This window comes from Streptomyces diastatochromogenes (assembly GCF_002242805.1).
Lineage (GTDB): Bacteria > Actinomycetota > Actinomycetes > Streptomycetales > Streptomycetaceae > Streptomyces > Streptomyces diastatochromogenes.
Genome location: NZ_MCGQ01000034.1, coordinates 241,988 through 258,676 on the forward strand (window position 1 = coordinate 241,988; position 16,689 = coordinate 258,676).

Genomic DNA, 16,689 nt, shown 5'->3' on the forward strand with positions numbered 1-16,689 from the left:
CCGCCGACGGCGATCAGCCCCCACAGGAAAGGGCACCCCTCCAGCCAGGTAGGACGGGCGGGGCAGGAAAAGTTACTCGGCAGCCGGCAGAGCGGCCCGCGGTCGCTGCCAGCCACGAGACCCCCGCGCCAGCAGCCACGCCGTCGTCTCCTCCGGCGGCATCGCCGCGGCGACCAGCCACCCCTGCACGGCGTCACACCCGAGATCCCGCAGCCGCTCCCAGGTCTCGTCGTCCTCCACCCCCTCGGCGACGACCAGCAGCCCCAGCGAGTGCGCCAGGTCGACCGTGCAGCGCACGATCTCCGCGTCCTCGGTGTCCACGGCCAGCCGGGCCACGAAGGACCGGTCGATCTTCAGCTCGCTCACCGGCAGCCGCCGCAGGTGCACCAGCGAGGAGTACCCGGTGCCGAAGTCGTCCAGGGACATCTTCACGCCGTGCCCGGTGAGCCCGGCGAGGGTGTCGGCGGCCCGCTGCGGGTCCTCCAGCAGCACATGCTCGGTTATCTCCAGCTGGAGCGCCCCCGCGGGGACCCCGTGCCGGGCCAGCCGGGCGGCGACGGAGCCCGCGAAGCCGGGCGTGTGGACGTCGCGCGGGGAGACGTTCACGGCCACCGGCACCCGCAGCCCCTGGGCCCGCCACCGGGCGACCTGGGCGAGCGCGGTCTCCAGCACGTACTCCGTCAGATGGGGCATCAGCCCCGAGGACTCGGCGATCGCTATGAACTCGTCCGGCGGCACCTTCCCGCGCTCGGGATGCACCCACCGCACCAGCGCCTCCAGGCCGGCGACCTGTCCGTCGAAGCGGACCTTCGGCTGGTAGTGCAGCTGCACCTCGTGCGCGTCCAGCGCCCGGCGCAGATCGCCGAGCAGGCCCAGCCGGTCGGGGGTGTTGGAGTCCCGCTTGGACTCGTAGACCTCGACGCCCGTACGGTCCCGCTTCGCCTGGTACATCGCCACATCGGCCCGCCGCAGCAGCCCCTCGGCGTCCAGCGCGTGGTCCGGGAAGACGGCGACGCCGGCGCTGGCCTCCAGGACGAGGGTGAGCCCGTCGAGGTCGAGCGGGGAGCTGAGGGCGGCGACGAGGCCGCGGGCGATGCGCGTGGCCGACGTGGTGGAGTCGGCGACCGGCAGTAAGACGGCGAACTCGTCGCCGCCGAGCCGGGCGGCCTCCGCGCCGCGCGGCAGGGCGATCCGGAGCCGTTCGGCTATCTGCAGCAGCAGCCGGTCACCGGCGAGATGACCGAGGGTGTCGTTCACCGACCGGAAACGATCGAGGTCGATCAGCATGAGGGCGGCGCGAGCGCCGATGCGCTCGGCATCGTCGAGGGCGGTCCATATCCGCTCCTGCAGCCACTGCCGGTTGGGCAGTCCGGTGAGCGGGTCGCGCAGCTGCTCCTCGGCGCGGGCCCGGGCCATCCACAGCGTGGAGTCGAGAGCTATCAGCGGAATGGCGAAGAGCGGGAGCAGGACCGGCTGGGCGTCGGCGACCACGCACACCAGCGGGGCGATGCCGAGCAGCGCGACGGCGACCAGACCCTGTCTGACCAGGGCGGTACGGGCGACGGTGGGCAGTCCGCCACCACGCGGCGCGTGCAGGTACCACAGCAGGCCGCGGCTGACCGCGAGATAGGCGGCGGCGACGAGCACCACCTCGGGTGCGGTGGTGGCGCTCCAGCTGTCGGGACTCCAGGGGGCCTCGACGGTCGGCACGCGCCCGAAGGAGCCGAGCACCAGGGCGCCGGCGCTGATCCCGAGGATGTCCACCGCGCCGTGCAGCACGCCCTGCCGCCAGCGGTGCCGCCTGGCTATGCCCACCAGGACGACGACGGTGAGGCTGACCATCCCGGCGGGCACCCAGCCGTACAGGAGCAGGACGGCGAGGGTGAGGGCCGCGCCGGAGCCGGTGCCGCCCCACCAGCGGGCGCGGCCGAGCATCACGAGGTGGCCGACGATGGTGCCGGTGAGCACGGCCAGCGACCAGCCGAGCGTGCCGCCCGGGAAGAGCGCGTGGTTGCCGCTGAAGGCGCGGTAGAAGCCCGCGCCCAGGGCGAACCCGGCGGCTGCCACGAGGCCCGCGGGCAGCGCGGGCCAGGACAGGTGCCGTTCGGGGTCGGTGCCGGGCAGCACGGGGGCGGGCTCGATGGCCAGCGGGATCGGTGTGTGTGCCTCGGTCGCGGCGCCCGGTCCGGCAGGGCGCGCCGGGGTGCCCGTGCGCTCGGCGCCCCACCCGGTCCACCGGATCCCCCGCCACGCGCCCGCGCGGCGGCGCAGGCGCAGCCGTGAGTCCGGGGCGGCGCTCTCGGTCGGTTCCATTCCCGTCCCTCTCACAGCCGGCGGTGCCCACGCCACGCGGCCCGATGCCCGACAACCATCAGCGGCTCCGCGTTGAAGAAACCTTCCCCGCGCCCTCGGCGGGCAGGGGGATGCCCCAACCGCAGTTGGGCACGGCAGGCGCACACCTCAACAGTAGGCCGCAGAAGGCTTCCTCGGGCAGCGGTCGTCGACGGTTGCCCGAATGCGCCCGGGCCACCCGTATGCAACTGATATGCGCCGAACGGGTGGCCTTCAACCGCTACTCCCCGGTCGGAAGTGCGACTTCCACCGCCGCCTCGGGGCCCTGCTCCAACAGGACGCCGAAACCGTCCTCGTTCAGAACCGGAACCTTGAGCTGCATGGCCTTGTCGTACTTCGATCCCGGGTTCTCACCCACGACCACGAACGAGGTCTTCTTCGACACCGAACCGGTCACCTTCGCGCCGCGGCTCTGCAGCGCCTCCTTGGCGCCGTCCCGGGTGAAGTTCTCCAGCGTGCCGGTCACGACGACGGTGAGACCCTCCAGCGGGCGCGGCCCCTCGTCCTCGCCGGAGGACTCGTCCTCCAGCGGAACCCCGGCCGCCTTCCACTTGCGGACGATCTCGCGGTGCCAGTCCTCGGCGAACCACTCCTTGAGGGCGGCGGCCACGATCTCGCCGACGCCGTCGGTGTCCTTCAGCTCCTCCTCGGTGGCCGCCTCGATCAGTTCGATCGAACCGAAGGCACGGGCCAGTGCCGCCGCCGCCACCGGCCCGACATGCCGGATGGAGAGCCCGTTCAGGAAGCGGGCGAGCGGACGGGACTTGGCCGCCTCGATGTTCTCCAGCAGCGCGAGGGTGTTCTTCTTCGGCTCGCCCTTCTGGTTGGCGAAGACCGTGACGACCTTCTCCTCGCCCGTCTTGGGATCCCGCTTGGGCAGGCCGCTGTCCGCGTCGAGGACATAGGCCTTGATGGGCAGCAGCTTCTCCACCGTCAGGTCGAACAGGTCGCCCTCGTCCACCAGCGGCGGGTCGGCCGGCTCCAGCGGGCGGGTCAGCGCGGCGGCGGCCACCTGGCCGAAGTGCTCGATGTCCAGGCACTCACGACCGGCGAGGTAGGAGACACGCTCGCGCAACTGGGCCGGGCAGGTACGCGCGTTGGGGCAGCGGAGGTCGATGTCGCCCTCCTTCATGGGCCGCAGCGGCGTCCCGCACTCGGGGCACTCGCTCGGCATCACGAACTCCCGCTCGGCGCCGTCCCGCAGGTCGACCACCGGGCCGAGGATCTCCGGGATGACGTCACCGGCCTTGCGGATCACCACGGTGTCGCCGATGAGCACGCCCTTGGCCTTGACGACCTCCTGGTTGTGCAGGGTGGCGAACTCGACCTCGCTGCCCGCGACCGTGACCGGCTCGACCTGCGCGTACGGCGTGACGCGGCCGGTGCGGCCGACGCCCACCTTGATATCGATCAGCTTGGTGTTGACCTCTTCCGGCGCGTACTTGTACGCGATCGCCCAGCGCGGGGCGCGCGCGGTGGAGCCGAGACGGCCCTGCAGGCGGATCTCGTCCACCTTGACGACGACGCCGTCGATCTCGTGCTCCACGGAGTGGCGGTTCTCGCCGTAGTGGGCGATGAACGCGCGGACGCCGTCGAGGTCGTCGACCACCCGGTTGTGCCGGGAGGTGGGCAGGCCCCAGGCCTTCAGCAGGTCGTAGGCCTGGGAGAGGCGGGTCATGCCCGTGAAGCCCTCCAGGGCTCCGATGCCGTGGACGACCATGTGCAGCGGACGGGTGGCGGTCACCCGCGGGTCCTTCTGGCGCAGCGAACCGGCCGCGGCGTTACGGGGGTTGGCGAAGGGCTTGTCGCCGGCCGCGACCAGACGGGCGTTCAGCTCCTCGAACTTCTCCATCGGGAAGTAGACCTCGCCGCGGATCTCCACGAGGTCGGGGACCTCGTCGCCCTGGAGGCGGTCCGGGATCTCCGTGATCGTCCGGACGTTCGGGGTGATGTCCTCGCCGGTGCGGCCGTCGCCGCGGGTGGCCGCGCGCGTGAGGCGGCCGTGTTCGTAGGTGAGGTTGACGGCGAGGCCGTCCACCTTCAGCTCGCACAGGAAGTGGTACTCCTGCTCGCCCAGCTCGCGCGCGATGCGGTCGGCCCAGGCGGCCAGCTCGTCGTCGTTGAAGGTGTTGTCCAGGGACATCATCCGCTCGCGGTGCTCGACCGCCGTGAACTCCGTCGCGTACGACCCCGCGACCTTCTGGGTCGGCGAGTCCGGGGTGCGCAGCTCCGGATACCGCTCCTCCAGCGCCTCCAGAGTCTTCAGGAGCTTGTCGAACTCCGCGTCGCTGATGACGGGAGCGTCCTTCACGTAGTACCGGAAGCGGTGCTCCTCGACCTGCTCCGCGAGCTGGGCGTGCTTCTCGCGGGCCTCGGCGGGCACCGCCGTCGTCTCCGCTTGCTTGTCGCCGGCCACCGTGTTGTCCTCCCGTTACTCTGGGTTGTCCGCGAGTGATCTCGCCGCCTGGACGCAGTGGGCGAGCACCTGGCGTGCGTAGGCGGGGGAAGCGCCCGCGAGACCGCATACCGGGGTGACCGTGACCGCCTCCGCGAGCAGCCCCGGATGCAGCCCCAGCCTGCGCCACAGCGTCCTGACACCCATGACGCTACCGGCAGGGTCTGACAATGGGCCGTCCGTGCCCGGCACGACACCTGCGAACAGCCGGGTGCCGCCTTCCACGGCCTCGCCGATGGCGTCGTCGTCACGTTCGGTGAGGAGCGAGAAGTCGAAGGAGAGGGCGGCCGCGCCGGCCCTGCGCAGCAGGGCGAACGGGACGTCGGGCGCGCAGGAGTGGACCACGACGGGTTCGTCGCCGTGCACGCCGATGACGTCCCTCAGGGTCGCCTCCACGATCTGCCGGTCCACGGCCCGGTGCGTGCGGTAGCCGCTGGCGGTGCGGACCTGTCCGCGCAGTACGGCGGTGAGGGAGGGCTCGTCGAGCTGGAGGACGAGCCGGGCACCCGGGATGCGGCGCCGTACCTCGGCGAGGTGCAGCCGCAGGCCCTCCGCCAGCGAGCCGGCGAGGTCGCGGCAGGCGCCGGGGTCCGACAGGGCGGACTCGCCGTTCCTCAGCTCCAGGGCGGCGGCCAGCGTCCACGGCCCGACCGCCTGCACCTTGAGGTCGCCCTCGTACCCCTGGGTGAACTCCTCCAGGGCGTCGAGGTCCTCGCCCAGCCAGGACCGGGCCCGCTTGGTGTCGCGGCCGGGCCGGTCGCCGATGCGCCAGCCGCTGGGCTCCACGCGCGCGTACATCTCGACGAGCATTCCGGCGGTACGGCCGATCATGTCGGCGCCGGGGCCGCGGGCGGGCAGCTCGGGCAGAAACGGGAAGTCCTCGAAGCTGCCGGTGGCGGTCTTGGCGGCCTCCCGGGCGTCCCCGCCGGGCAGGGAGCCGACACCGGTGGCGCCCGGGAACCTGAACTCGCTGTTCTCACTCACCTCGGCAGGGTATGCCGACGCACCAGGGGGCTCCGCCCCCTGGACCCCCGCCTATGCCCACCACCCGACTCGGTCGGCAGACAAGCGGGGGCAACACGTTCACCGCCCCGGTCGCACCGTCAGGTCGTTGACCTCCGCGTCGCTCGGGAGGTCCAGGGACATCAGGATCGTCGTCGCCACCGACTCGGGGTCGATCCACTGGGCGGGGTCGTAGTCCTTGCCCTCCTGCTGGTGGACCTTGGCCTGCATGGGGCTGGCCGTGCGGCCGGGGTAGACGGAGGTGACGCGGACGCCGTTGCCGTGCTCCTCGTGGCGCAGGGAGTCGGCGAGGGCCTTCAGACCGTGCTTGGAGGCGGCGTACGCGGACCAGCCGGCGTGGGCGTTGAGTCCGGCACCGGAGTTGACGAAGATCACATGGCCGCGGGCGGCGCGGAGCTGGGGAAGGAAGTGCCGGGTCAGCTCGGCGGGGGCGATCAGGTTGACGTTGAGCTGGTGACGCCAGGACTTGGGGGTCAGCTCGCCGACCTCGCCGAGGTCCACCACTCCGGCGATGTGCAGCAGCGAGTCGACCCGGTCCGGGAGCGACTGGTGGGAGAAGGCCCAGGAGAGCTTGTCGGGGTCGGCCAGGTCGCCCACCAGGGTGCGCGCCCCGGGGAACTCGGCGGCCAGCTCCTTCGCGCGGCCCGCGTCGCGCGCGTGCAGGACGACTTCGTCCCCGCGCGCGTGCAGACGGCGGGCGACGGCCGCGCCGATGCCGGAACCGGCCCCGGTGATCACATGAGTAGCCATGCCCGCCATGCTCGCATCACCGCGCGCCGTACGACTCCTCCAGGTAGGCCAGTGCGGCCGCCGGCTCCTCGGCGAAGAACACCAGGTCGGACAGCGGGCGGGGCAGGAAGCCCTCCTCCTCCATGCGGCGGAACTGTTCGCGCAGGCCGTCGTAGAAGCCGGCCGTGTTCAGCAGCACGACCGGCTTCTCGGTGTGGCCGTGCTTCTTGAGTTCGAGGATCTCGGTGGCCTCGTCGAGCGTTCCGGTGCCGCCCACCATGATCACCACAGCGTCGGCCTTCTCCAGGAGCAGCCTCTTGCGTTCGGCGAGGTCGGCCGCGATGACCATCTCGTCGGTGCCGGGCCGAACCTTCGCCGACAGGAACTCGACCGAGACGCCGAGCAGCCTGCCGCCGGCCTCGTGCACCCCGTCGGCGACCACCTTCATCAGACCGACGTCGGAGCCGCCCCAGACCAGGGTGTGCCCGCCCTTGCCGAGCAGTTCCGCGAACTCGCGCGCGGGGCGCGTGTAACGCTCGTCGAGATCGGCCGCGGAGAGGAAGACGCAGATGTTCATGTCCCCCACCGTACGCGGGAAGAAGTACGGACCCGCGCGCGCTGTTCCTACATGACCTCAGGACACACGATCACCATCGAACAGGGCGAGCAGCACGTGCGCGTGGTGCACGGCGACCAGGTGCTCGCGGAGACCGACCGTCCCCTCGTACTGCGCGAGACGGGCTCGCCCGTGCGGTACTACATACCCGCCGAGGACGTCCGCCTGGACCTGCTCACGCCCTCCGACACCCACACCGTCTGCCCCTTCAAGGGCACCGCGTCCTACTGGTCGCTGCCGGACGCGCCCGACCTGGTCTGGGCGTACCCGGACCCGAAGCCGGACGTGGCCCAGATCAGGGACCACTACTGCTTCTACGAGGCCGACGTGTCGTGACCGCTGAATTCCATGCCGTACGGCAGTCTGCACCGGCATGGACAAGATGACGACTTCCCGCGACGGCACCTCCCTCGCGTACGGAGTGATCGGCCAGGGGCCGACGGTGATCCTGGTGAGCGGCGCGATGTCCACCGGCGGCACCGTGACGCCCCTGGCGCACCGGCTCGCGGACCGCTGCACGGCCGTCGTCTACGACCGCCGGGGCCGCGGCGAGAGCGGTGACACCGAGCCGTACGCGGTGGAGCGCGAGGTCGAGGACCTGGCCGCGCTGATCGAGGCGGTGGGCGGTGCGACCGCGCTGTTCGGGGTCTCCTCGGGCGGTGCGCTGGTGCTGGAGGCGGCAGCGAGCGGCCTGCCGGTTCACCGGGCGGCCGTGTACGAGGTGCCGTTCGCGGACTTCCTGGCGGGCGGTGCCGAGCGGGAGGCCGCGTACAAGGAGCAGCTGAACAAGACGCTCGCGGAGGGGCGGCGCGGGGACGCCGTGGAGCTGTTCCTGCGGCTGACGGGCCTCGGCGAGGAGATGATCCAGGGGGCCCGCCAGTCGCCGATGTGGGCCGGCATGGAGGCCGTCGCGCCGAGCCTGGCGTACGACGACGCGGTCATGGGCGACGGCCTGCTGCCGCGCGCACGGCTGGCCGCGATCTCCGTGCCCGTCCTCGTGGCCGCGGGCGGGGCGAGCCCCGAGTGGATGCTCGGGGCGAACCGCGCGCTCGCGGAAGCGGTACCCGAGGGCACGTACCGCGAGCTGGCGGGTCAGACCCACATGGTGGAACCGGAGGTCCTCGGCCCGGTGCTGGCCGACTTCCTCACCCGCTGAGCGGGCCGGTCACACCGCCGCTGCGGCCGCGCGCGTGGTCGACGCGATCGTGGCCGAGCCGACCACGCGCGTGTCGTCGTACAGCACGATCGCCTGGCCCGGGGCTACGCCGCGGACCGGCTCGGTGAAGCTGACGCGCAGTTCGCCGTCGACCAGTTCCGCGGTGACCTCGGTCTCGCCGCCGTGGGCGCGCAGCTGGGCGGTGTAGGTGCCGGGGCCGGACGGGGCGCTGCCGCACCAGCGGGGCCTGATCGCCGTCAGCGCGGTGACGTCCAGGGCGGCGGCCGGGCCGACCGTCACGGTGTTGGTCACCGGGGAGATGTCGAGGACGTAGCGAGGCTTGCCGTCGGCGGCCGGGGTCCCGATGCGCAGCCCCTTGCGCTGGCCGATGGTGAAGCCGTACGCGCCCTCGTGCGTGCCCACCGTGGCGCCGGACTCGTCGACGATGTCGCCCTCCGCCTTGCCCAGGCGGGAGGCCAGGAAGCCCTGCGTGTCGCCGTCGGCGATGAAGCAGATGTCGTGCGAGTCGGGCTTCTTGGCGACCGCCAGGCCCCGGCGCTCGGCCTCCGCGCGGATCTCCTCCTTGGTGGTGACCGTGTCGCCGAGCGGGAACATCGCGTGGGCGAGCTGCTTGTCGTCCAGGACCCCGAGCACGTACGACTGGTCCTTGGCCATGTCGGAGGCGCGGTGCAGCTCGCGGGAGCCGTCCTCTCCCACGATCACCTTCGCGTAGTGACCGGTGCAGACGGCGTCGAAGCCGAGGGCCAGCGCCTTGTCCAGCAGCGCGGCGAACTTGATCTTCTCGTTGCAGCGCAGGCAGGGGTTCGGGGTGCGGCCGGCCTCGTACTCGGCGATGAAGTCCTCGACGACGTCCTCGCGGAAGCGGTCGGCGAGGTCCCACACATAGAACGGGATGCCGATGACGTCGGCGGCGCGGCGGGCGTCGCGCGAGTCCTCGATGGTGCAACAGCCCCGCGCGCCGGTGCGGAAGGACTGGGGGTTCGCGGAGAGCGCGAGATGGACGCCGGTGACGTCATGGCCGGCTTCCGCGGCCCGCGCGGCGGCGACGGCGGAATCGACCCCGCCGGACATGGCGGCGAGGACGCGGAGAGGGCGGGGGCGCTGCGGGGTGTCAGTCATAGCCCTTCCAGAGTACGGGGGCGCGGGAACCGGGGCCGCCGGATATCCGTTGACGATCACATGGGGGCGACGAGTGGGACGAACGGGGCGACGACCGAGGCGGCGGCGAAGGACGGGGACCGGCGGCTGGGGCGGCGGGCCCTGCTCATCGGCGGGGCCGCGGCCGCCGTGGGCACGGCCGTGCTGGCCCGCGACGAGCTGTCCCGTCTGTGGTGGCGGCTGCCCGGGGTGGAGAAGCCGCGGGTGGCCGGGGCCGTCGACTTCCGGGGCGCGCGCTGGGTGGCGGCCTCACCGGCGAACTACCGGCGGGCGGACCGGCCGGACGACTACCGGATCGACCGGGTGGTCATCCATGTCACCCAGGGCGGGTACGCGTCGGCGGTGAAGGTCTTCCAGGACCCCGCGCACGGCGCCGCGGCGCACTACATCGTGCGCAAGGACGGCCGGATCACCCAGTTGATCCGCGAGCTGGACGTGGCCTTCCACGCGGGCAACCGGGAGTACAACGAGCGCAGCGTCGGCATCGAGCACGAGGGCTTCGTGGAGGACCCCTCCTCCTTCACGGACGCGATGTACACGGCCTCGGCGCGGCTGACGGCCGCGATATGCGGGCGCTACGGCATACCCGTCGACCGGGAGCACGTCATCGGGCACGTGGAGGTGCCGGGGACGGACCACACGGACCCCGGGCGCCACTGGGACTGGGAGCGCTATCTGGGGCTGGTGCGGCGGGCGCGGGCCTGAAGCACGCCCCACCGGGCCTACGCCGGCCCGGCACACAGGCCTTGCGTCGGCCCCGCACACAGGCCTTACGTCAGCCCCGCCGCCCGGGCCCGCTCCACCGCCGGACCGATCGCCTTCGCGAGGGCCTCGACGTCCGCGTCCGTGGAGGTGTGGCCGAGGGAGAAGCGCAGGGTGCCGCGGGCCAGGTCCGGGTCGGTGCCGGTGGCGAGCAGGACGTGGCTGGGCTGGGCGACGCCCGCGGTGCAGGCGGAGCCGGTGGAGCACTCGATGCCCTGGGCGTCCAGCAGGAGCAGCAGGGAGTCGCCCTCGCAGCCGGGGAAGGTGAAGTGGGCGTTGGCCGGGAGCCGGCCCTCGGGTGCCGGGTCGCCGCCGAGGATGGCGTCCGGCACCGCCGTGCGGACGGCGTCGACCAGCCGGTCCCGCAGGGCGCCGATCTCGCGGCCGAACCACTCCCGCTGCTCGGCGGCCACGCGGGCGGCCACCGCGAAGGAGGCGACGGCGGGGACGTCGAGGGTGCCGGAGCGGACGTGGCGCTCCTGGCCACCGCCGTGCAGGACGGGTACGGGGGTGTACTCGCGGCCGAGGAGCAGCGCGCCGATGCCGTAGGGGCCACCGATCTTGTGGGCCGACACCGTCATCGCGGCGAGGCCGGAGGTGCCGAAGTCGACCGGGAGCTGACCGAAGGCCTGGACCGCGTCGGCGTGCAGGGGGACGCCGAACTCGCCCGCGACGTCGGCGAGTTCGCGGACCGGCATGACAGTGCCGATCTCGTTGTTGGCCCACATCACGGTGGCCAGGGCGACGTCGTCGGGGTTGCGGGCGATGGCCTCGCGCAGCGCCTCGGGGTGGACCCGGCCGTGGGAGTCGACGGGGAGGTATTCGACGGTGGCGCCCTCGTGTTCACCGAGCCAGTGCACCGCGTCGAGTACGGCGTGGTGCTCGACGGGGCTGGCCAGGACGCGGGTGCGGGCCGGGTCGGCGTCGCGGCGGGACCAGTACAGGCCCTTCACCGCGAGGTTGTCGGCCTCGGTGCCGCCCGAGGTGAGGACGACCTCGCTGGGGCGGGCGCCCAGTGCCTCGGCAAGGGTTTCGCGGGACTCCTCGACCGTGCGGCGGGCCCGGCGGCCGGAGGCGTGCAGGGAGGACGCGTTGCCGGTGATGCTCAGCTCGGCGGTCAGGGCCTCTGCCGCCTCGGGGAGCATCGGGGTCGTGGCGGCGTGGTCGAGGTAAGCCATGGTGAGCCGATTCTACGGCGCCCTGTTCATCGACCTTGCTGCGAGGTTGGGTACGGTCGTGCGCCTCGCCTGTGCCGCGGCTGGGGCTGGTGGCGGCGCGCCCGGCGGTGGCGGCAGTACAGCCGTGCCCCGTCGTCCTCGGGGCTCTCGGCTGTTGGTCACAGGCTCCACGAAACCGTGTGGGACATCTCCATCGCGATCGCCAGGACCGCCAGGTCCGCCACGCCCAGGGTCAGGCCGAGGTAGGCGCGACCGCGCCGGGACGTGCCGCGCCAGAGGGCCACGGCGGCCAGGGCGATGGCGATCGGGCCGAGGAAGATGTTGAGGACGAGCAGGCCGAGCAGGCCGAGGATGAAGGACGCCACGGCCATTCCGTCGGCGTCCCGCGCCTGCGAGCGGGTGTCGGTGCGGCCGGTGGCCGGTGCGGTGAGTTGCATGGTGCTCAGCTCCTGGAAGTCGTTCCGGAAGGTCAGTTGGCCGAGGCGCCGCTACGGCGGCCGTGGCGCTCGCGGATCGCGAAGACGGCGAGCCAGGCGGCGATGACAGCGGCACCGGCGACGGTGACGGTCAGCGGTACGTGAGCGACGGTGCCCAGCACGACGCCGAACAGCATGAGTGCGACAACGAGGAACAGCATGGGATCAGATCCCCCCTCCGAGATGCCTTGGGTTTGACCCCTGTGAAGTTTCGGTGAACAGTTGTAGTAACACTTGTTCACTGACTTCGAGTCTAGCGCGTCCCGCGGCTTTCCAATTCCAGAGAACAGTTGTTAACTGGATGACATGAGTCACACCCTCGGCATCCGGCAGGCCCAGAAGCAGAAGACCCGGCAGGCTTTCCTGGACGCGGCGCTCGCGCTGCTGGAGGAGCAGAGCCTGAGCAGCCTCGGTCTGCGCGAGGTCACCCGCGCCGTCGGTGTCGCCCCGACCGCCTTCTACCGGCACTTCCGCTCCACCGCCGACCTCGGTGTCGCCCTGGTCGACGAGGCTCTCGGCAGCCTGCACCCGATGGTGCGGACGACGGTGTCCACGGCGGGCGACAGCGAGGAGCGCATCACGCGCGCGATCGAGTTGATCGCGCACCACGTGGACAGCCATCCCGCCCACGTCCGTTTCATCGCCCGCGAGCGGCACGGCGGGGTCCAGCCCGTGCGCGAGGCCATCCAGTCCCAACTGGCCCGGTTCGCCGAGGAGGTGAAGGCCGAGCTGGCCAAGGACCCGCAGGCCGAGGGCTGGAGCGACGACGACCTGCTGATGCTCGCGCACCTCTACGTCGACCAGATGCTCATCACCGCCTCGCTCTTCCTGGAGACGCTGGAGGGATCCGAGGACGAGCGGGAGCGCGTCTCCCAGATCGCCACCCGGCAGATGCGGCTCATCAGCATCGGCCGCCGGCACTGGCTGGACTGACCGGCCGCGGCACACGCGCAGGGGCGGCACGCCCGTCCCACCGAGCGCACCACCCCTGCCGTCGTACGGCCGTACAGATCAGCCCTGCTGGGCCTGTCCCCCGGCCTGCCCACCGGACTGCCCACCGCCCGGACCACCGCAGCCACCACCCTGCCCACCACCGGGACCGCCCTGCCCGCCGCCGGGCGCGCCGCTCGGCATGCCCGAGGGCGCACCGCTCGGCCGGGCCGACGGCGACCCGGTCGGCTTGACGGTGGAGGCGCCCGAAGGCACGCCGGACGGTGCCCCGCTGGGCCGGCGGCCCGTGCCGCCGGTCGGCATGCCGGACGGCGCCTGGCAGGCCTGCTGGCCGGAGGTGCCGCTGGTCGAGGAGGACGAGTCGCCCGAACCGCACGCGGTGAGCAGCAGCGGGGACAGCGCCAGGAGGGCGACGGCGGGGACGAGGCGTGCACGCTTCATGGGAGTCAGCTCCGCGGAAGATGAGGGAATCCTGAGGCGGGCACTCAACCAACGGCGGTTAGGGCGTTCTTGGGCACGCCCTGTGCCTCGCCTGTCGATCGGGTAAAGCGCACCCCAAGTACCGCCGCTCACCTGGACTTTCACCCGCCGCTCGGGGCGTCCCCCTGGTACAAGGCCGTGACAGAACCGACCGCCCGCAGCAGCTCCGCGCGCGCCTCGGGCGGGTCGAGTATCTGCACCTGGTCGGAGAACGCGAGCAGTTGGCGCACGGCGCGCAGCACCGGGTACGACAGCCGGGCGGTGACCCACTCGCTCTCGCCGTCGTCGTCGGGGAGTTCGGTCAGCTGCGCGGCGGCCATGCGCTGGAACATGTCGAGACGCTCGCGCCGGATCCGTACCGTGACGTCGATCCCGTCCTCCGGCCGCTCCTCCACCTGGCGGCGCAACACCTCCCAGACGTCGGCGAGTTCGACACCGGCCCGGCGCCGCACCGGATCGTCCAGCAGGCGTGCCGAGCGCACCCGGTCGGCGCGGAACAGCCGGGGCGCGCCGCGCCGGTCGGCGACCAGGTACCAGACCCCGGCCTTGGCGACCAGGCCGTAGGGGTCCACGGTGTACGTCCGCGGCTCGCGCTCCCCGCTGTGCCGGTAGCGCAGCCTCAGCCGCCGGTCGAGGAAGACCGCGTCCTGGAGCACCTCCAGGTCGACGGCCTGTTGCGGGCCGGTGCGCCAGCGGGTGGCGTCGACCAGGATGCGGCGGCTGGTGACCTCGGCGGCGGGCCGGTGCGGTGCCGGCAGGGCCGCCATCACCTTGCGCAGGGCCGAGCCGAGCGCCGCGTCCAGGCCGAGTGCGGCGTGGGCGCCCTGGGCGGCCAGGATGAACAGGGCGCGGGACTCGTCGGCGGTGAGGCCGGTGACGTCCGTGCGGAATCCGGCGAGGAGTTCGATGCCGCCGTGCCGGCCGCGCTCGGCGTACACGGGGACGCCGGACGCCGACAGCGCCTCGATGTCCCGGTAGATGGTGCGGACCGACACCTCCAGCCGGTCGGCGAGTTCGTGTGCGGGGACACGGCCCCGGGTCTGCAGGAGCAGCAGGATCGACAGCAGCCGGTCGGACTTCACGCCGACAGGATCCCGCCGAGCGGGTGGCCGGAGCAATCGACGACGACGGCGACGGGTCGTCCGGGGAAACCTCACCCCGACACCGACCCGGACCGACCCCCACCGCCCCGCCCCGCCCCGAAGAGAGGCCACCATGACCCCCGATCCCCGCCCCCTGTACACCCGGGCCACCGCACAGGCGGCCGCGCTCATCCGGACCGTACGGCCCGAGCAGCTGACCGGTCCCACGCCCTGCACCGAGTTCGACGTGCGCACCCTGCTGAGCCACATCGCTGATGGCCTGGGAGAGCGACGACCGGATGACGTCACCGGTGCGCGTGCCGTGGCGCGAGATTCCGGGGCGGGCCGCCCTGTAGGCCACCGCTCCCACTCGACCCGGAGCTGGCCGAGTTCTCCCTCGCCGCCGCGCACGAGGCGCTGCCCGAGGGACCGCGCGACGGACGCCCCTTCGAACCGGAGCTGCCGGCAGCCGAAGGTGCCGACAGCTACGAGCGACTGGCCGCCTGGCTCGGCCGCAGGCCGCTCGGCCGAGCCTGACCCGAGCAGGTGGAACACCGAGCCGAAATCCTGACGGAAACTGTCAGGTTATCGAGGGAGCCTCACTGCACCGACCCACAGAGAGGCACCCCATGAACACCATCGACCCGCGTCCCGTCTACACCCGCGCCACCGAGCAGGCGGCCGCGCTCATCAAGACGGTGCGCCCGGAACAGCTCGACGGCCCCACGCCCTGTACCGAGTTCGACGTACGGGCCCTGCTGAGCCACATCGTCGGCGGCACCCGGCGGATCGCCGTGGTCGGCGAGGGCGGTGACGGACTCGCGATCCACCCCTCCGCCGAGGGCGTCGCGGACGACGGCTGGGCGGCCGCCTACGACGAGGTGCGCGTCCGCGTCCTGAAGGCCTGGGGGGCCGACGAGCGGATGGCGAGCCCGGTGCGCGTGCCCTGGGGCGAGGTCCCCGGCCACGCGGCACTCTCCGGCTACGTCATGGAGATCGTCACCCACACCTGGGACCTCGCCGAGGCTCTCGGCCACCGCGAGGAACTCGACCCGGAACTGGCCGAGTTCGCCCTCAGCACCGCCCGCCAGGTACTGCCCGACTCCCGCCCCCGCGACGAGAACACACCCTTCGACACCCGCCACCAGGCACCCGAAGGAGCGGGCGTCTACGAGCAGCTGGCGGCCTGGATGGGCCGCCGCCCCCTCGACCGGGGCTGACGGGCGCGCTCCGGTCAGGCGAGCCGGGCTCGGGCGAGCTGGCGGGACTGGGCGACCAGACGGTCCTCGCTGTCCCAGACCTCCGCGTCCTCCTCCAGGAAGCCGCCGGCCAGGTTGCGCGTGGTGATCGACACGCGCAGCGGGCCGGGGGCCGGGCGGTGGCGGACGTGGACGGTGAGTTCGACCGTGGGCACCCAGCCCTTGAGGCCGATCTCGAAGGCGGTGGGCGGAAGGGCGTCCACCGCGAGGAGGAGGGAGAGCGGGTCGGCGTCGCGGCCGTCGGCGAGGCCGAACCAGGCCCGCATCTCCCCCTTGCCGGAGGGTGCGCCGAGCGCCCAGCCGAGGGTGGCGGGGTCCAGCTTGAGCATCAGCCGGTCGGTGATGGCCGAGCTGCCCGGGATCGGGGCGGGCGAGTCGTCCGGGCCGAAGCACTGCTCCAGCGGGGGGATCGGGGGCGGGGTCGCCGTCGTACGGACGTCGTCGGGGAGGGTGGTGAGGTCGCCGTAGGAGGCGAGGACGCGGATGCGTTCGACCTCGTTGCCCTCGTCGTCGTACTGGAAGAGCGAGGCCTGGCCGGTGGAGAGGGTGCGGCCGGTGCGGACCGGCTCGGTGCGGACGACCGCCGGGCCCGGCTGGGACGCGGTCAGGTAGTGCGCGGAGATGGTGAACGGGTCCGGGTGCGGCAGGGTGTCCGCGAGGGCCCGGCCGAGCACGGCCAGCAGATAGCCGCCGTTGACGGCGTTGATGATGGTCCAGCCGGCGGAGAGGTCGATGTCGTAGACCCCGGGCTCGCGCCGGGTGACCGCCGTGTCGCGGTCGAACTCGCTGTCGCCGATCACGGCCCGCGACGGGGAGGGTGCGGAAGCTGCTTCTGGCATGCCTGAACGGTACAACAGGAAATTACTAAGCGGTAGCTTTGGATGTTGCGGGCAGATGACATGATCCCGCCGGGCGGATGACAGGATGGGCCGAGGCCCCCCTGCCAGGTGCCGAGGCCCCCCTGCCGGGTGAGGTTCCGGCAATTTCTAGG

General features: G+C 72.5%; 17 protein-coding genes and 1 pseudogene. 6 read left to right on the forward strand and 12 right to left on the reverse strand.

Annotated elements, in window-relative coordinates; all coding sequences use genetic code 11:
* Positions 1-72: 72 nt before the first annotated feature.
* The 5 genes from BEK98_RS34180 to BEK98_RS34200 all read right to left on the reverse strand — a co-directional run bounded on the left by BEK98_RS34180 (position 73) and on the right by BEK98_RS34200 (position 7,136).
* Complete coding sequence (locus BEK98_RS34180; protein WP_094220604.1) at positions 73-2,313, reverse strand: putative bifunctional diguanylate cyclase/phosphodiesterase; 2,241 nt, start codon at positions 2,311-2,313, stop codon at positions 73-75.
* A gap of 259 nt (positions 2,314-2,572) precedes the next feature.
* A complete protein-coding gene (ligA, locus tag BEK98_RS34185) occupies positions 2,573-4,768 on the reverse strand; it encodes an NAD-dependent DNA ligase LigA (protein ID WP_094220605.1) in 2,196 nt (731 codons plus the stop codon).
* Between the two features lie 15 nt (positions 4,769-4,783).
* Positions 4,784-5,791, reverse strand: coding sequence for a methionine synthase (locus BEK98_RS34190; RefSeq protein ID WP_094220606.1), 1,008 nt, complete (start codon positions 5,789-5,791; stop codon positions 4,784-4,786).
* A gap of 99 nt (positions 5,792-5,890) precedes the next feature.
* Positions 5,891-6,589 carry an SDR family oxidoreductase gene (locus tag BEK98_RS34195; RefSeq protein WP_094220607.1) on the reverse strand — a complete coding sequence of 233 codons (699 nt, stop codon included), beginning with the start codon at positions 6,587-6,589 and terminating at the stop codon, positions 5,891-5,893.
* 7 nt (positions 6,590-6,596) lie between these two features.
* Complete coding sequence (locus BEK98_RS34200) at positions 6,597-7,136, reverse strand: LOG family protein (RefSeq protein ID WP_094220608.1); 540 nt, start codon at positions 7,134-7,136, stop codon at positions 6,597-6,599.
* A 51-nt stretch (positions 7,137-7,187) separates the two neighbouring features.
* Here BEK98_RS34200 and BEK98_RS34205 point away from each other — a divergent pair, with 51 nt between their 5' ends.
* Positions 7,188-7,511: a DUF427 domain-containing protein gene (locus tag BEK98_RS34205; RefSeq protein ID WP_094220609.1), complete on the forward strand. Its 324-nt coding sequence runs from the start codon at positions 7,188-7,190 to the stop codon at positions 7,509-7,511.
* 37 nt (positions 7,512-7,548) lie between these two features.
* A complete protein-coding gene (locus BEK98_RS34210; RefSeq protein WP_094220610.1) occupies positions 7,549-8,331 on the forward strand; it encodes an alpha/beta fold hydrolase in 783 nt (260 codons plus the stop codon).
* Between the two features lie 9 nt (positions 8,332-8,340).
* Here the strand turns inward: BEK98_RS34210 and mnmA are convergent, their stop codons facing one another.
* Complete coding sequence (gene mnmA, locus BEK98_RS34215) at positions 8,341-9,471, reverse strand: tRNA 2-thiouridine(34) synthase MnmA (RefSeq protein WP_094220611.1); 1,131 nt, start codon at positions 9,469-9,471, stop codon at positions 8,341-8,343.
* Positions 9,472-9,531: 60 nt separating this feature from the next.
* Between mnmA and BEK98_RS34220 the strand changes: the two genes are divergently transcribed.
* Positions 9,532-10,215 carry an N-acetylmuramoyl-L-alanine amidase gene (locus tag BEK98_RS34220; RefSeq protein ID WP_094220612.1) on the forward strand — a complete coding sequence of 228 codons (684 nt, stop codon included), beginning with the start codon at positions 9,532-9,534 and terminating at the stop codon, positions 10,213-10,215.
* Between the two features lie 65 nt (positions 10,216-10,280).
* Here the strand turns inward: BEK98_RS34220 and BEK98_RS34225 are convergent, their stop codons facing one another.
* The 3 genes from BEK98_RS34225 to BEK98_RS49190 form a co-directional block, all read right to left on the reverse strand.
* The gene (locus BEK98_RS34225) at positions 10,281-11,450 is read right to left on the reverse strand and encodes a cysteine desulfurase family protein (RefSeq protein WP_094220613.1); all 1,170 of its coding nucleotides are present in this window, start codon (positions 11,448-11,450) and stop codon (positions 10,281-10,283) included.
* A 158-nt stretch (positions 11,451-11,608) separates the two neighbouring features.
* On the reverse strand, positions 11,609-11,887 hold the full coding sequence (locus BEK98_RS34230) for a DUF4190 domain-containing protein (protein WP_094220614.1): 279 nt from the start codon (positions 11,885-11,887) through the stop codon (positions 11,609-11,611).
* Between the two features lie 32 nt (positions 11,888-11,919).
* The gene (locus BEK98_RS49190) at positions 11,920-12,087 is read right to left on the reverse strand and encodes a hypothetical protein (RefSeq protein ID WP_094220615.1); all 168 of its coding nucleotides are present in this window, start codon (positions 12,085-12,087) and stop codon (positions 11,920-11,922) included.
* Between the two features lie 145 nt (positions 12,088-12,232).
* Here BEK98_RS49190 and BEK98_RS34240 point away from each other — a divergent pair, with 145 nt between their 5' ends.
* Complete coding sequence (locus BEK98_RS34240; protein ID WP_094220616.1) at positions 12,233-12,859, forward strand: TetR family transcriptional regulator; 627 nt, start codon at positions 12,233-12,235, stop codon at positions 12,857-12,859.
* 78 nt (positions 12,860-12,937) lie between these two features.
* Here the strand turns inward: BEK98_RS34240 and BEK98_RS34245 are convergent, their stop codons facing one another.
* Together BEK98_RS34245 and BEK98_RS34250 are read right to left on the reverse strand one after the other, a co-directional pair.
* Positions 12,938-13,318, reverse strand: coding sequence for a hypothetical protein (locus BEK98_RS34245; protein WP_094220617.1), 381 nt, complete (start codon positions 13,316-13,318; stop codon positions 12,938-12,940).
* Positions 13,319-13,458: 140 nt separating this feature from the next.
* Positions 13,459-14,439: a helix-turn-helix transcriptional regulator gene (locus tag BEK98_RS34250; protein ID WP_094220618.1), complete on the reverse strand. Its 981-nt coding sequence runs from the start codon at positions 14,437-14,439 to the stop codon at positions 13,459-13,461.
* A gap of 133 nt (positions 14,440-14,572) precedes the next feature.
* Between BEK98_RS34250 and BEK98_RS50295 the strand changes: the two are divergent.
* Positions 14,573-14,976, forward strand: a pseudogene (locus tag BEK98_RS50295) (maleylpyruvate isomerase N-terminal domain-containing protein).
* A 92-nt stretch (positions 14,977-15,068) separates the two neighbouring features.
* Positions 15,069-15,659, forward strand: coding sequence for a TIGR03086 family metal-binding protein (locus BEK98_RS34260; protein WP_094220619.1), 591 nt, complete (start codon positions 15,069-15,071; stop codon positions 15,657-15,659).
* Positions 15,660-15,673: 14 nt separating this feature from the next.
* On the opposite strand, the gene BEK98_RS34265 is transcribed toward BEK98_RS34260, so the two are convergent.
* Positions 15,674-16,537, reverse strand: coding sequence for a thioesterase family protein (locus tag BEK98_RS34265; protein ID WP_094220620.1), 864 nt, complete (start codon positions 16,535-16,537; stop codon positions 15,674-15,676).
* Between the last annotated feature and the right edge of the window lie 152 nt (positions 16,538-16,689).

Bases quoted from the DNA above. Each gene is read 5' to 3' on its own strand.
- BEK98_RS34205 (WP_094220609.1), top strand. From the start codon at position 7,188: ATGACCTCAGGACACACGATCACCATCGAACAGGGCGAGCAGCACGTG.
- BEK98_RS34195 (WP_094220607.1), bottom strand. From the start codon at position 6,589: ATGGCGGGCATGGCTACTCATGTGATCACCGGGGCCGGTTCCGGCATC.
- BEK98_RS34210 (WP_094220610.1), top strand. From the start codon at position 7,549: ATGGACAAGATGACGACTTCCCGCGACGGCACCTCCCTCGCGTACGGA.
- BEK98_RS34245 (WP_094220617.1), bottom strand. From the start codon at position 13,318: ATGAAGCGTGCACGCCTCGTCCCCGCCGTCGCCCTCCTGGCGCTGTCC.
- BEK98_RS34220 (WP_094220612.1), top strand. From the start codon at position 9,532: ATGGGGGCGACGAGTGGGACGAACGGGGCGACGACCGAGGCGGCGGCG.
- BEK98_RS34265 (WP_094220620.1), bottom strand. From the start codon at position 16,537: ATGCCAGAAGCAGCTTCCGCACCCTCCCCGTCGCGGGCCGTGATCGGC.
- BEK98_RS49190 (WP_094220615.1), bottom strand. From the start codon at position 12,087: ATGCTGTTCCTCGTTGTCGCACTCATGCTGTTCGGCGTCGTGCTGGGC.
- BEK98_RS34260 (WP_094220619.1), top strand. From the start codon at position 15,069: ATGAACACCATCGACCCGCGTCCCGTCTACACCCGCGCCACCGAGCAG.
- mnmA (WP_094220611.1), bottom strand. From the start codon at position 9,471: ATGACTGACACCCCGCAGCGCCCCCGCCCTCTCCGCGTCCTCGCCGCC.
- BEK98_RS34180 (WP_094220604.1), bottom strand. From the start codon at position 2,313: ATGGAACCGACCGAGAGCGCCGCCCCGGACTCACGGCTGCGCCTGCGC.
- BEK98_RS34200 (WP_094220608.1), bottom strand. From the start codon at position 7,136: ATGAACATCTGCGTCTTCCTCTCCGCGGCCGATCTCGACGAGCGTTAC.
- BEK98_RS34225 (WP_094220613.1), bottom strand. From the start codon at position 11,450: ATGGCTTACCTCGACCACGCCGCCACGACCCCGATGCTCCCCGAGGCG.
- BEK98_RS34240 (WP_094220616.1), top strand. From the start codon at position 12,233: ATGAGTCACACCCTCGGCATCCGGCAGGCCCAGAAGCAGAAGACCCGG.
- BEK98_RS34230 (WP_094220614.1), bottom strand. From the start codon at position 11,887: ATGCAACTCACCGCACCGGCCACCGGCCGCACCGACACCCGCTCGCAG.